The following is a 13,744-nucleotide window of genomic DNA, read 5'->3' as shown; positions in this document are numbered from 1 at the left end:
ATGGAAAGAAGAACACTTTTAAAAATGATTGCCCTGCTTACAGGCGGAACCGTGATTGGCGGTAATGCCTTTCTAACGGGCTGCAGCTCCAGCAAAGAACGTGACCTTAAGGAACGCCTCAAGTTAACTCCGCAGCAAATCGTATTTTTGGATGAGGTGGCAGACACCATACTCCCGACGACAAACAAAAGCCCAGGTGCCAAAGCAGCAAAAGTAGGTACTTTTATGGCAGTCATGGTGAATGACTGCTACGAGGTAGCAGATCAGCAAGTATTTCTCGAAGGGATGGAAAAATTGGATGCAGCCTCTAAAAAAATGCATCATCTGGGATTCGTAGAAGCCACGCCAGAGCAGCGGCTTACCTTACTGACTGCTATTGACAAAGAAGCAAAAGAGTATGCACAAAAAAAAGGAGCAGCACCCAATCATTATTACACCATGTTCAAACAGCTGACTCTCCTGGGATATTTCTCTTCTGAAATTGGTTATAAACAGGCACTCCGTTATAACCAGGCTCCCGGTCGTTATGAGGGCGATGTCCCCTATAAAAAAGGAGATAAAGCCTGGGCTTAAAACAGAAAAATATAAGGTCGCCCCTATGGACAACCTTATTTACATAAAAAAAGATTTATGACAACAATTAAAGGACCTGCTATTTTTTTAGCGCAATTTGCCGGCGACAACGCTCCGTTCAATACCTTGGAAGACATCTGTGAATGGGCTGCCTCGATCGGTTACAAAGGTATCCAGATACCTACCTGGGATGCGCGATTGATCGATCTCCAGAGAGCTGCTGAAGATAAAGACTATGCATTGCAGCTCAAGACTACTGTACAATCCTACGGCTTGGAGATCACCGAACTGTCCACACATCTCCAAGGGCAGCTGATTGCTGTAAACCCTTCTTTTGACCCGTTATTTGACTCATTCGCGCCGCCAGATCTGCATAATAATCCCAAAGAGCGGCAGCAATGGGCTGTACAGCAGCTCCATTACGCAATCAAAGCCTCTCATAACTTCGGACTGAAGGCCCTTGCAACGTTTAGCGGTGCATTTCTTTGGCCTTACGTTTATCCTTGGCCGCAACGTCCGGAGAATCTGGTGGAAACAGGGTTCACTGCACTCGCAAAAATGTGGCTCCCCATATTGGATGCCTGCGAACAATACGATGTGGATCTCTGCTATGAACTCCATCCGGGTGAAGATCTGCACGATGGTGTCACCTTCGACATGTTCCTGGCAAAAGTCAATTATCATAAACGGGCAAATATCCTATACGATCCTTCCCATTTTGTACTGCAATGCCTTGACTACCTGCAATTCATCGACATCTATCACGAACGGATCAAAATGTTCCATGTAAAAGATGCTGAATTCAATCCATCTGGCCGCCAAGGTGTATATGGTGGTTATCAAAATTGGCAAGCTCGGGCTGGCCGTTTCCGTTCCATTGGCGATGGGCAGGTCGATTTCAAGGCGATCTTTACCAAACTGACGCAATATGATTTTCAGGGCTGGGCAGTTCTGGAATGGGAATGTGCCTTTAAAAACTCCGAGGATGGGGCCCGTGAAGGCGCACAACATATTAAGGATTACATTATTCGGGTAAGTGATCATGCGTTCGACGATTTTGCATCTGCCGGTCCCGATGACAACCTGAACCGAAAATTGATAGGTTTATCAGACGAGTAACAGCCTAAACTACAGTTATTATGGAAATTAGAAAAATCAGGATGGGCATGGTGGGGGGCGGCAAGAATGCTTTTATTGGTGCCGTACACCGCATGGCCGCAGGTATAGATGGACAGATCGAACTATGCTGCGGCGCACTAAGTTCCGATCCCGTTAAAGCACAGGAATCTGGAGAACTACTTTCGCTCCCCACGGATCGAATCTATGCAAATTTTCAGGAAATGATCCTGCTTGAAAGTCAGCTGCCACCTGGCGAACGGATGCATTTTGTAAGCATTGTAACCCCAAATGTTGCCCATTTTGAGCCAGCCATGCTTGCCCTGGCACATGGATTTCATGTACTGCTCGAAAAGCCCATGACATTTACACTCAAAGAAGCGGAATTATTACAGCAAAAAATCAATGAAACAGGACTGCTGCTTTGTGTCACCTATACCTATTCGGCATACCCCATGGTCAAACAGGCACGCCAGCTGATACGCGAAGGCAAACTTGGCAATATCCGTAAAATCATGGTCGAATATCCACAGGGCTGGCTGAGCACGTTAATCGAGAGAGAATCCCCACTTGCTGCCTGGAGGACAGATCCCGAAAAAGGTGGATTGAGCAGTTGCATGGGGGATATCGGAACGCATGCCGCCCATTTGGCTGAATATATTTCCGGACTAAAAATAACTCAGATATGTGCCGATCTGCGGACCGTCGTTGTGGGAAGACGATTGGAAGATGACGGAAATGTCCTACTGAGATTTGAAAATGATGCGACAGGAGTGCTCTCAGCCTCACAGGTAGCGGCAGGCGAAGAAAATGCTTTAAAAATACGGATATACGGTGAGAAAGCTGGTTTAGAATGGAATCAGCAAGATCCAAATACCCTTCTACTAAAATGGCTCAATGAACCAGCACAAATATTCCGTGCAGGACAACAATACCTTTCCTCCCTCGCCCGGCAAAACACTCGCTTACCGGCCGGACATCCAGAAGGTTATATCGAAGCATTTGCCAATATCTACAGAAATTTTTCAGCTACAATTCTCGCAAACTTGAATGGTACCAGCCCTACCGAAGCTATGTTGGATTTTCCTACGGTAGCAGACGGAGCAAGGGGAATGAAATTTATCGAAACAGTGATAGCCTCTGGACAGTCCAGTCAAAAATGGACAGCATTCTGATCATCAGCACAACGACATAGACCTCAACAATCGATTCCCTGACCGAAATTACTGCATCATCAAGCAAGGAGCTTATAGATAGGTCAGTAATTTCGGTTTTCACGATTTTTAGAAGGCTTAATATCAACGTATAATACCCTTATACACCGCATCTCGCAGTATGCCTCCTTCGGTATCACCGGCATATTCCCAATACATCGCACCTAGTAATCCCTGTTCATGCACATAATCACATTTCATGGCGATGGATTCAGGTGTTTCAAAAGTTAATACGAGTGCCCCCTGTGTGTTGACCAGATAATGTGCTTTCGCTTCATCGTCCCATTTTTGTTCAAAGCCCTGCAAATCCAGGAGATCCTTATAGTCGATAAAACCTTTGATATCGGTTTTATTTCCGCGTCCATAAAATGGAATGCCAAGCACCAGCTTTTCGGCAGGCATACCGCCAGCGATATGCGCCTTAACGGCCTCAGCACAGGTCGTGCGCCCCGATAAAGATGAACGATGCAGACTCGCATGATGATAAGGAGGATTGCCCGAATCATAGGTCATGATATTCACAAAATCCACGTCGTTTTTAATCTGGTCGAATGCGATATACTGACCACTTGATACAGAAGCCAGTGTCAATAACTTTTTCCTACCGATGGCCTTACGAATATCCCGCATTAGCAACGTAAAATTTTCTGTATCCGATTCCGTCGCGGAAATACCGGCAGAAGAGTTGGTCGGGTATTCCCAGTCAATATCAATGCCGTCAAGCTTAAACTCTTTCACAACACGCGCGCAATCGGCCGCAAATTTTTTCCGTTTAGTAGCATCAGCAGCCATCTCGCTAAAGCGGCCACTTCCCCAACCTCCAATGGAAAGCAGTACTTTAAGCTGAGGATGCGCTTTTTTCAGGTCAGTGATACTTCTTAATCTTGTTTCATTGTCAATGCGCACACCGTCAAAATGATCATTTACATGACCAAACGCATAATTGATATGTGTAAGGTACCTCGGATCCGGCATCACGCTTGACCAGGAAGTCACGTAAGCAATAACCACTTTTTTATTTTTTTCAAATGCATAGCTCTTTTGGGGGCAAATGATCATTGCCAATAAAACTAACGCTGCAAAGCTAAAGGCAAGTGGCTTTAAGGAATTTGTAAGATGGTTGGATTTCATAGACATTATCATAAAGATTGAAAATTAACGAGGTCAATTCCGGACTGACCAACTTCCTTATGAAAGCTGATCGACGACATCGCAGGGAGTCATCATCCACAGGTTTTAAAGTTTTAAATAGATATTCATCTTTTTAAGTAAAATAGCATACCACAGCATGGCAAACGCCCAAAGCAGTGATCCAGCGACTGCCAGCACCATATGGCCTGATTGCTTATAGAAAAATAGAGGAATCTGGAATCCCCAACAGATGAAATAAATTAAATCCGGTGCAAGATAGGTGGTCAGCGAATTCTTACCAGCCTCCTCAAAGACAAATATTCCTTTATGGTACTTGCGGATATCTATGAGGTAATAGATAAGTAGCAATAAGAGTACACTTATGCCGCAACATAGCAGCGCCCAGCTCGGCGTACCGTGAATTTTGGATAATATAAACCAGGAGCGCAGTACAAAGCCGCCAAGCAACCACAAGATCCCGATCAACAGCAACCAACGTAAAAGTAGTTTGGGCGTAGCCGCGTACCGCTTGATCAATATTCCAATGATTGTCCCAGCCAATACAATGCTAGGCACATTACCCGATAACAACACGTTCAGGTATTTTCCGAGGATCGGAATATGCAATTTAAGCGCCGTTTGTGACAAGATATTCAAAACAAAAAACAACAACCAGGCACATCCCACAGCAGTAAGCCGTCCCCTACTTAATACAAATGTGGTGGCGGCGGCGAAATAGCCCCAGCCGATCAAACCCAAGATTCCCCACCAGCCGATCTCCAGCCCCTTGCCATCGGCTGCTCTAAAGCGATAGACCAGATAACACATCCCGAAAATTCCAAGGAGACGTATCCCTTTAAATAAGGCCTGATTTCCAGAGGTCGTCGGAAACCTATTCCAAATCATAAACACGCAAAGGTATAACAAGCCTAACCACAAAAAATTGGACATCCCTGTCAATTCGACATCCACGCGGCCTCCATTCAGAATCAATACACCGATCAGGATCAGACTCGCCGTGCGGATGAAAATATGGGAAAAGATAAGCCCCACAGACTCCCCCATCTTTTCCCGCGCGGCCACTGCATAAGGTACAGCCATTCCTACCATGAAAAGGAATCCTGGAAAAACCCAATCTGCCAATCCCATGCCATCAACATCCGCTTCCGTATGCAGCATCCACTTGGGAACACCAGGAGCGAATAAATCATTGACGAATAACATAAGAAATAGCGTCATACCACGCATGACATCCATTGAGCGGATTCGAATTGATTGTTTAGGTTGTTGTTGATCCATAATGCTATCGATAAATCCCAAAAAATCAGCAGGCACGCAGGCCAATCCTTCAGTTCCCCATGCCACCCCATGATTCCCTAGGTCTAAAGAATTAAAAACCACAAGATATAGCCATCATAAACTAACATATATGGTTTTTTCTTGTATGAAGGTTTATAGTCAGCAAACAAAAGCGATTTGCTGACTCTAATATGAGAAAATTAAATCATATTCAAGCGAAAAAATTGTTCAAATTAGTGTAATTTTTGCCCTTATAAGCTGGCAATTCCAATACATCGCACGTAAATGAGTTTTTTGAACGGCATATAGAGAAGGTCAACTTGCATAAAGCCAATAATAGAACAGGGTTTACTCAAAATATTTCAGAATCAGTCTGTATAGCAATCGTGTGTGTGTTGTCAAAAAACAATAGAGCAATCATCATGAGGAAAAACTTTGACAAAAAGCATCAACTATATGGTAAAACTGATATTTTTGACTTTAGTTCTAAAATAACATGTAAGATGAGCCAATTAACATTTCGTGACGCCAGACAAGAAGATCTACCTTTTATCGTAGCCATATACAACACGACCATTGCATCAAGAATGGTCACAGCCGACACCAATCCAGTGTCAGTAGAAAGTAGACAGAAATGGTTTGACGAGCATAGTCCGTCCAAAAGACCGCTTTGGTTGGTAGAGGACGAAAATAACACTATCCTAGGCTGGGTGAGTTTTCAGTCGTTCTACGGCCGGCCGGCCTACGATGCCACGGTAGAGATCAGCATTTACCTGGATGAAAGGCAACGGGGCCGTGGACTGGGTAAACAAATTCTTCAATATTGCATAGACAAAGCTCCGGCACTCGGAGTACATTCCTTATTAGGCTTCATCTTTGCGCACAATGTCCCGAGCATTACGCTATTTGAAAAAATGGGATTCCAGGAATGGGCGAATCTTCCCAATATCGCTACGCTGGACGGTGTAGAACGGAGTTTAAAAATATTAGGTAAAAGGATAAGTTAAGTCACACAATTGGCTTTCAAGAGAAAAATCATTAGCTTTAAGTAATTATCAAAGCTACAGGTATGACTCCACGATCACGTACATTGCTATTGCCGCTTCTTTCTATATTCTTTTGGATCAATCCAGCCTCAGCCCAAAATCCGGAGCGGACCAAGACCATCATGGTTCCCGCAGATTCTGCCTATACGAAAATTGTACAGGCTCTTCATGAAAGCGGCTATTATATTGCTAAATTAGACCGTCCTTCGGGTTTTATCCAGACAAGTGTATACAACAAAAACACAGGATTATTTAGTAATGAAGGCGATACAAAAATTTCCAATTTTTTGGTTAGTCCCTTATCCGATAGAACAGCTAAAATTGTCCTCAATATATTCCTGATCGAACGCCGTAGAGGCGGAAGCTTTGATTCTCCCAATTATTACGACGAAAATAAAGGCATCATTCGAGATGATAAGATTTACCAGCAGGTCTGGAACAAAATTTTACCACTTCTGCAATAAAGCTTATTATAAATTTATATTATTTTGGCAACCCAAAAAACCAGACGTTATTCATTTCTGATCCTGCTTATTCTTTTAGTGGTTGTTGCATTTCCCATGATCCATCTCCTTAGAACCAAATGGCGAGAAACAGATAATCACAGGGTGCTTCCTGCGCGGCATGTGGATGATGCCAGCACACTCAACCTGACTAGCGTCGATACCATCATTGCTATACCAAAAGACAGGTCGGCAATTGAAAATCAATTGCGGCACATTCTGCATTATGCCAATACGAAGGGGTTAAAAATAGCGTTGGCGGGAGCCCGTCACAGCATGGGCGGGCATACGATGTATCCCGATGGTATAGTGATCAATATGCTTCCTTACAATCACATGCAGCTTGACACGGTAAATAATATACTGACTATCGGTTCAGGCGCACTTTGGACTGATGCCATTCACTATTTAGACCGTTATGGTAAATCAATTGCGGTGATGCAAGCCTTTAGTTCATTTTCTGTTGGCGGATCACTGAGTGTCAATGGACATGGATGGCAAAAAAATTCGCCACCTTTAGCTTCCAGCGTACTTTCCTTCACATTAATGAATGCCCAAGGGCAGGTCCTCCATTGCAGTCGTGAACAGAACACTGAACTGTTTCATCATGTGCTTGGTGGATATGGCCTATTCGGTATTATACTCGATGTTAAGCTCAAAGTTGCCAACAATCAGTCCCTAAAATATCATTACGTCAACTTAGCGCCTGAAAATTATACAAAGTATTATAAAAAATATATTCTTGACAATCCAAAAGTAGATCTGGTTTTTGGGCGGTTACGCGTTTCCAAAAAACACTTTCTGGGGGAAGCTACACTCAATTATTTCGAGCGGGCAGAAGAACCGCCGATACCGCTATTCCGACAGGAAAAGAAAATTGAAAAGACCAAAAGACTGATATTCAGGGGTAGCGTCAATAGCGAGTATGGAAAGCGGCTCCGCTGGGATCTTGAAACATCTTCTGCCATTCCTGCACGGCATCTTACATTTACCCGAAATGAGATCATGGATAGTCAGGTCTCCTTGATCGAAAACAAGGATACCACATCGACGGATTTACTGCACGAATACTTTATCCCTGAACGGAATTTCATGAATTTCATTCAGGACATAAAACCCATTTTATTAAAATCCAAACTGGATTTGCTGAACATTACCATCCGCGCTGTCAATCGGGACCATGACGCTTATTTGAATTATGCCCGAGAAGATGTATTTGGCTTTGTGCTCTTATTCAATCAGAAAAAAACAGCCCAACAAGAGGCGGATATGTATAGTCTCACGAATCTTCTGGTAGATGTGGCCATTAAAAACGAGGGGACATACTATCTCCCCTATCGCCTACATATCGCAAAAGACAAAATGAGAAAAGCCTATCCACAAGCAGACAATTTTTTCAAAACTAAAATGAAATACGATCCTTCGGAACTCTTTAACAATAAGTTTTATAGACACTATCAATAATCCACAAGATCAGCCCAGCAGCTATATGGAGATGGTCAGCAGCGGCACATCCAGGCCTGAGGCCATCATGCGCGTTTTGCTCCGATGCGTCAGTGAGCTCCAGAAACCATATTTATAGGGGATCATGACCAATAGATCAGTATCGCTTTCCTTGACCTCATCACGGATAGCTTTGACCACCTCATTGGACGTTACATTTTTATAGTAGTAGCTGACGATGCCCATGACGTCGCCGATTGCCGCGCGGGTTTCGCTTCCCTTTTCCTCGTTAAGTTGCTCAACAGTTTTACGGATATTAAGCACTTCCAATACAGCATTAAAGTCAGCCGCGAAATCTTTCACTTTTTCAAGGATCTCTTTTTGTACCCCACGTACGATGTCGCAGGCAAAGAGGATATGCTTAAGTCCGCTAAATTGTGCCCCAAGCGGAACAGAGAGTATAGGAATTTTTAGTTTACTGATGGCCGCCGTGGTTGTATTACCCAACATATCCTGGTCAAACGATCGTTTGGCCATACCCATGACAAGAAGGTCTGCACCCGTCTCCTGAATACATTTTGTAATCTGATCATAGAACAAACCCGTTGCCAGATAAGGAACAGCAGGAACTCCACTTTGCCGCGTGATACCCTCCGCTTTATGGGTTAGAATCTTGTTTTGATGTTCAAAAATTTTGAACATAGAATCGGGAGAAAGACGTGCATTCATCGCATGTATCGAAGGGTTCTGCAACGAAAACAAGACAATCTCATATTTTTTACCCGCAAAAACTTCGAGTATAAATTTGAGGGCATGTTCCGCCTCTTCAGCATAGTCTGTAGCAACAATAATCCGTTTCATATTTTCCGTTTTAATACGATTAAAAAATCCCTTTTTTATACATTCAAGTTAACGAAAAATAATAAATCTATCAACCGGACAATTGTCTCAGCATCGTCAATTTTCTCCCGATTAATGGCTATTTAGAATAGCTGGCCTGTACAAAAGGAGCTTTTTTCAGGTAATCAATACTTTGCTCAAGACCTGTATAAATATCATTGTGTGTTTCTTCCAGTTCAACAAACAAATATTTCAGCCCGCCTGTTTTAACATTGTTAAAGATCGCATCAAATCCGACCATTCCGCTTTGCCCGATTTCACGATGGTCTTTAATATGCAAAGCTTTAAATCTACCGGCGTATTTGTTGAAGTAATCAACCGGACTGACATCACCGATTACTGCCCAGTAGACATCCATTTCGAAAAATACATTTTCGGGATTGGTATGCTCCAGCATGTAGTCGTACATGACTTTATCTTCAACCTTTTTGAATTCATGAGCGTGGTTGTGGTATCCATAAAGCAATCCCTGTTCACGGCATTTTGCACCTACAGCATCCAGGTACCGACACTGTGTTTCCAAGTCTTTGAGTGTCTTAGGCACATCCATCCAAGGTGTTACAATATATTTCATTCCAGCGGCCTTGTGGGTAGCAATACATTGGTCCCACCATTTCAGGGATTCGGAGAAATCTCCGGAGGCAAGCTCCTGCGCAGACAGTGTTTTTGTTGCATGGGAAGAAAGTACCTTCATTCCTGCTTTTTCCACTTTGGTTTTAAATTCCTGTGGACTCAGATTGTATAGCTTGCCCTCATTATAACCAGCAGCTTCCACCCCTGTGTACCCAAGTGCAGCGATCTTTTGTAAAATTTGATCGAAATTTGGGTTCTTGCTGATTTCCTCACGTACGGAGTACAACTGCAGACCAATTTCTTTTTTTGCGGCTTTCTGTTGCGCAAAAGTCGGATTGATGGCCAATAGCATACAGCCAGCCATGAATGATCCGATAAGCGTTCTTCTTTTCATGTGTTTTATTTATTACCGACCTATCCAACACGAAAGTTATGGTAAACATACGTTTACGGGTTGTTTAGGTTTATTCGTGTTAAGTGCAGCTGCAATGTATGCAAATACTCTAAAAAACGCAACGCTTTTGGACTTTTATTTATTCACACCGCTCTATTTTCCAAGGTCAGAGGAGTCTTTTTTCTTGCAAAAAATTGAACATATTAAACGATTTACCCACCAAACTTGTTCTACATATAGGACAACAAATAAAAAAGATGGAAAATCAATTCGATACCCCCGAGCATAGCAAGGAAAAACAGGAGGAGAAATTACCCGATGTAGCGATTGAAGAAAAAGACGATGCACCTGCAGGCCGCAATATCAAACGCACATTAATTATTGCAGTTTGTGTACTGATTGTATTTTATTTGATCTATTATTTTATGAGTGCGCATTAAAGACGCTAGCAGAAACAAGACTAATCTGTCCATCGGAAATAAAGAACTTACCTGAGCTCCAGCGTAATTATACGGATTAGGTGGGCCGCCGAGGACTAAGTAACTCGCCTATCTAATTTGCTTAGCCACTTGCGCGCTAAATTCTTACATCTATAATCTTGTGCAACTTACCCCAGCTTCGGAGAAATACGGATTCTAGGGAATACCGGAGCTGGGCAAGTCGACTTATTTCTATTGTTTTTCATTGGTATGTTCCAGCTTAGCCCCGGAACAACAGATATAGGGAAATTTTTCATTTTTTAAATGGATTGACAATAAGAAAATATCACTTTAACAACATATCAAAAAAAGAACAGATATTTATAATTAAAATAAATTTAAAATCTCAAAATTAATAAATATACATAATCAATAATTGATAACGCGAAATATTGTCTAAACATCATATTACAACGAATATAAAGAATAAAGTTATATTTGCAAATTTTTAAACAAAATTTTAACAATATTATTGCGCAAATTATCATTCAATTCGTTGTATGACGGATAACGATAGAGAAAAACTTCAGATTATAGGGTTACGGTTTCGCGCAAAACGGCATGAGCTTTATTATTCTTTACGGGATGTGTCAAACCTGACAGGGATTTCAACAGGCACACTTAACGGAATAGAAAAGGGAAAAGACCTTACCCTAACCAACTTTTTAGTATTATGTCAAAGTCTCCAGATCCAGCCCAAAACTTTCTTTGAAAAAGATATCGAATTCAAGTCTCCTTATTCCCTATCGCCAGATGTACAGGAAAGAATTGCCCTTAGCAAAAAGCTCGACAATCTGGTCTATCATTCCGATTTCTTTAATACGTTTAAGCGCGTAGCAGAGGTACTCGATGAATTGGGCGTGGATAAAAGCCAAAGCAACAAATTCTCCGTACATCTTTCCGTTTACTGCGAAGAGGGAGCACTGGAATTTGAACAAAGAGGTAATTTTAAGGAATATCGAAAAAAAAGCAGTACTATTTCGAAACCTCCCGAAAACGGTTAGCCCTTTTGAAAGTGCCCAGATCATTAAATCGAACACCGTACTTCCGTAACACTTCCTGCGCTTTCTTACGCCCGATATGGCGTACATAGAAAGTTTCATTGACGACAAAATGATGAATGCTGTGTGTCCAGCCAAAAAAGAAACAGAACAGCTGCATCGGGTAGGTCCACCAGATATTGAGCACCTGCGTCTGCTCAATCACATTCCCCTCCTCCACATCACCAAAATAATGCATATTTGAGGTGATAAAATGCAAACAAAACTGGCGCAATAAATTAGGCAGGAGAATGGTATAGATAACTACATTTAGACTTATCAACATATTATCCACATCTTGTGGAAAACTCAACCCCAAAACATAATATCCATTTAACCAATGCAATAGTAGATCGGCAAAAAAGAAATACAAAACTAGATGTGCAAAAATAGTCACCGGCACAATGCTCAGAAACATGATCCGTTTCAATTTTGATGAAGTTTCAATTTTGAGGTTCCCATTCTCGACCTCCCGGTCCATATCACTAAACATACGATGCAAGCGCAGTAGACCACCCAAGACTACATCCGGTGTTGTCACCAGGCGCTTGATCGTCCAACGCTCCCCATTGGTCACACTACGCTCCTCCACATCATGTAATGTCCCTGAAAATTTATGATGATGGTGATGCAGCGTGCGCCGTATCCAGGGATTGACCGTTAAAGGCCTTAAGATCCAAACGATGAAAAGCATACCATGATGTATCGTCTTCTGTTTCTTAAAATAGAGCCAATGAATAAGATCATGCTCAATCTCATGCAGCACGCCCATAAAAAAAGCATTCGCAACAATCATAACCCAAGTCGGTATAATCGCTTTATACCAGCCTATTGATACCGTAACAATGGCAATAATGGCGATTAAAAAGATAACCAGCCCAATGCTATTCTGACGTTGCAATATGGGATAAGCCCCTTTAAGCTGTTGATAAGAAAGATTAATCTCCTTTCTAATCTGACTAGACTTTTCTTGATGTGTCAATGTAATGTGATTTTGCAAACAAAAGTACAGATTTTTTTAATAGACATACCTGTTAACCTTTCTGTTACAAGAAATAATAGACAAAAAATAATTATTCCATTTTTTTCGAAATATATGTAACATAACGTACCAACCTTATACTAATTTAAAAAATAAACATATTAAACTATACAATTATGGAAAAGCGATCTATTTATAGTTGGAAAAACAATTTATTGGGAAATAAATCAAATTTGTATAACGAGGATACGATGATTGGATCCCTGGAATCCAATGACTGGACACTGGATGCGAATGTCTCGATCCGTTCGGATCAATATAGTTTTAAAAATAAAGGCTTATTTAATCCATATACAGAAATACGCAATAAATATGGCGAATTAATAGGTGATATCGAATACAATAACTGGACAGGCGGGGCAACCATAAGCCTTATTGACCGAAAATATAAATGGAGTCCACGAAATATGTGGATGTCGACCTGGAAAATCGAAAACGAACAAGGACAAATTGCCGAAGTAAATCCTTCCGCAATGGGAAATTGCGGAACCATAGAAAGCGTCGACAATAATGAACTCTTGTTATCGATCAGTCTATATCTCCAAAAAAGGACAGCCATCATGTATTCCATGGTCGCATTGGTTCCAGTCTTCGTGATACTCTTATTTTAATTGACACCAGCGATATACAACAGGACATTATGTAATTAAAACAGGCATTTAGCCTGTTTTTTTTTGCAGTTACTCCACATTCTTCCATAACAATGTAGATAAGCATAACTCCTCTTCAATCAGTACCCAACTGGTAAATTCAGGCTCGTATAACAGGAACCTTATAGGGACTTGCCACGGACCTCATTCGGATGAATACGTATAATCTCCATATTATACCCCTATTTTGTATCAACTAATTACAATCAATATAGTAGTTAACGCAAACTTTTCCTCCTTGTCTGTTAGAAGAATCATACCAATTATAAATAAACTTATGGCACGAGTAAATAATGGTGCAAACGGTGCGCCTTCCGGAAAGATTGGCGCTATTGTATTTT

The 13,744-nt window shown here is 41.8% G+C and carries 14 protein-coding genes; 9 read left to right on the top strand and 5 right to left on the bottom strand.

Annotated features, from left to right (window positions below; genetic code table 11):
- Genes HMAT_RS17365 through HMAT_RS17355 form a run of 3 tightly spaced genes read left to right on the top strand, consistent with a single transcriptional unit; the run spans position 1 to position 2,864 of the window.
- The gene (locus HMAT_RS17365) at positions 1–573 is read left to right on the top strand and encodes a gluconate 2-dehydrogenase subunit 3 family protein (protein WP_104384132.1); all 573 of its coding nucleotides are present in this window, start codon (positions 1–3) and stop codon (positions 571–573) included.
- Positions 574–630: 57 nt separating this feature from the next.
- The gene (locus HMAT_RS17360; protein ID WP_104384131.1) at positions 631–1,692 is read left to right on the top strand and encodes a sugar phosphate isomerase/epimerase; all 1,062 of its coding nucleotides are present in this window, start codon (positions 631–633) and stop codon (positions 1,690–1,692) included.
- Positions 1,693–1,712: 20 nt separating this feature from the next.
- Positions 1,713–2,864 (top strand): Gfo/Idh/MocA family protein, encoded by a 1,152-nt coding sequence (locus tag HMAT_RS17355; RefSeq protein WP_104384130.1) that lies wholly within the window; start codon positions 1,713–1,715, stop codon positions 2,862–2,864.
- A gap of 123 nt (positions 2,865–2,987) precedes the next feature.
- Here HMAT_RS17355 and HMAT_RS17350 read toward each other — a convergent pair whose 3' ends face one another.
- Together HMAT_RS17350 and HMAT_RS17345 are read right to left on the bottom strand one after the other, a co-directional pair.
- A complete protein-coding gene (locus tag HMAT_RS17350) occupies positions 2,988–4,034 on the bottom strand; it encodes a glycoside hydrolase family 18 protein (protein WP_104384129.1) in 1,047 nt (348 codons plus the stop codon).
- Between the two features lie 105 nt (positions 4,035–4,139).
- Positions 4,140–5,435, bottom strand: coding sequence for a DUF5009 domain-containing protein (locus HMAT_RS17345; RefSeq protein ID WP_233789417.1), 1,296 nt, complete (start codon positions 5,433–5,435; stop codon positions 4,140–4,142).
- Positions 5,436–5,836: 401 nt separating this feature from the next.
- Here HMAT_RS17345 and HMAT_RS17340 point away from each other — a divergent pair, with 401 nt between their 5' ends.
- The 3 genes from HMAT_RS17340 to HMAT_RS17330 all read left to right on the top strand — a co-directional run bounded on the left by HMAT_RS17340 (position 5,837) and on the right by HMAT_RS17330 (position 8,346).
- The gene (locus HMAT_RS17340; RefSeq protein WP_104384452.1) at positions 5,837–6,340 is read left to right on the top strand and encodes a GNAT family N-acetyltransferase; all 504 of its coding nucleotides are present in this window, start codon (positions 5,837–5,839) and stop codon (positions 6,338–6,340) included.
- Positions 6,341–6,402: 62 nt separating this feature from the next.
- A complete protein-coding gene (locus HMAT_RS17335) occupies positions 6,403–6,843 on the top strand; it encodes a hypothetical protein (protein WP_104384128.1) in 441 nt (146 codons plus the stop codon).
- Positions 6,844–6,867: 24 nt separating this feature from the next.
- On the top strand, positions 6,868–8,346 hold the full coding sequence (locus HMAT_RS17330) for an FAD-binding oxidoreductase (protein WP_199768696.1): 1,479 nt from the start codon (positions 6,868–6,870) through the stop codon (positions 8,344–8,346).
- A 21-nt stretch (positions 8,347–8,367) separates the two neighbouring features.
- Here the strand turns inward: HMAT_RS17330 and HMAT_RS17325 are convergent, their stop codons facing one another.
- Positions 8,368–9,186, bottom strand: a complete 819-nt coding sequence (locus HMAT_RS17325) for a universal stress protein (protein WP_104384127.1) — start codon at positions 9,184–9,186, stop codon at positions 8,368–8,370.
- A 118-nt stretch (positions 9,187–9,304) separates the two neighbouring features.
- Complete coding sequence (locus HMAT_RS17320) at positions 9,305–10,192, bottom strand: sugar phosphate isomerase/epimerase (RefSeq protein ID WP_104384126.1); 888 nt, start codon at positions 10,190–10,192, stop codon at positions 9,305–9,307.
- A gap of 257 nt (positions 10,193–10,449) precedes the next feature.
- On the opposite strand from HMAT_RS17320, the gene HMAT_RS17315 reads away from it, so the two are divergent.
- Together HMAT_RS17315 and HMAT_RS17310 are read left to right on the top strand one after the other, a co-directional pair.
- Complete coding sequence (locus tag HMAT_RS17315) at positions 10,450–10,632, top strand: hypothetical protein (RefSeq protein ID WP_104384125.1); 183 nt, start codon at positions 10,450–10,452, stop codon at positions 10,630–10,632.
- A 539-nt stretch (positions 10,633–11,171) separates the two neighbouring features.
- On the top strand, positions 11,172–11,675 hold the full coding sequence (locus HMAT_RS17310) for a helix-turn-helix domain-containing protein (protein ID WP_104384124.1): 504 nt from the start codon (positions 11,172–11,174) through the stop codon (positions 11,673–11,675).
- Here HMAT_RS17310 and HMAT_RS17305 read toward each other — a convergent pair.
- The gene (locus HMAT_RS17305) at positions 11,647–12,693 is read right to left on the bottom strand and encodes a fatty acid desaturase (RefSeq protein WP_104384123.1); all 1,047 of its coding nucleotides are present in this window, start codon (positions 12,691–12,693) and stop codon (positions 11,647–11,649) included. The genes HMAT_RS17310 and HMAT_RS17305 overlap by 29 nt on opposite strands.
- A 176-nt stretch (positions 12,694–12,869) precedes the next feature.
- Here HMAT_RS17305 and HMAT_RS17300 point away from each other — a divergent pair, with 176 nt between their 5' ends.
- Positions 12,870–13,364, top strand: coding sequence for a hypothetical protein (locus tag HMAT_RS17300; protein WP_104384122.1), 495 nt, complete (start codon positions 12,870–12,872; stop codon positions 13,362–13,364).
- Positions 13,365–13,744: the final 380 nt, after the last annotated feature.

Origin of the sequence: Sphingobacterium sp. HMA12 (assembly GCF_002933815.1) — a bacterium.
Classification (GTDB): domain Bacteria; phylum Bacteroidota; class Bacteroidia; order Sphingobacteriales; family Sphingobacteriaceae; genus Sphingobacterium.
Note: the sequence above shows the minus strand (reverse complement) of the source record. Positions and strands in the feature narration are given on the sequence as shown.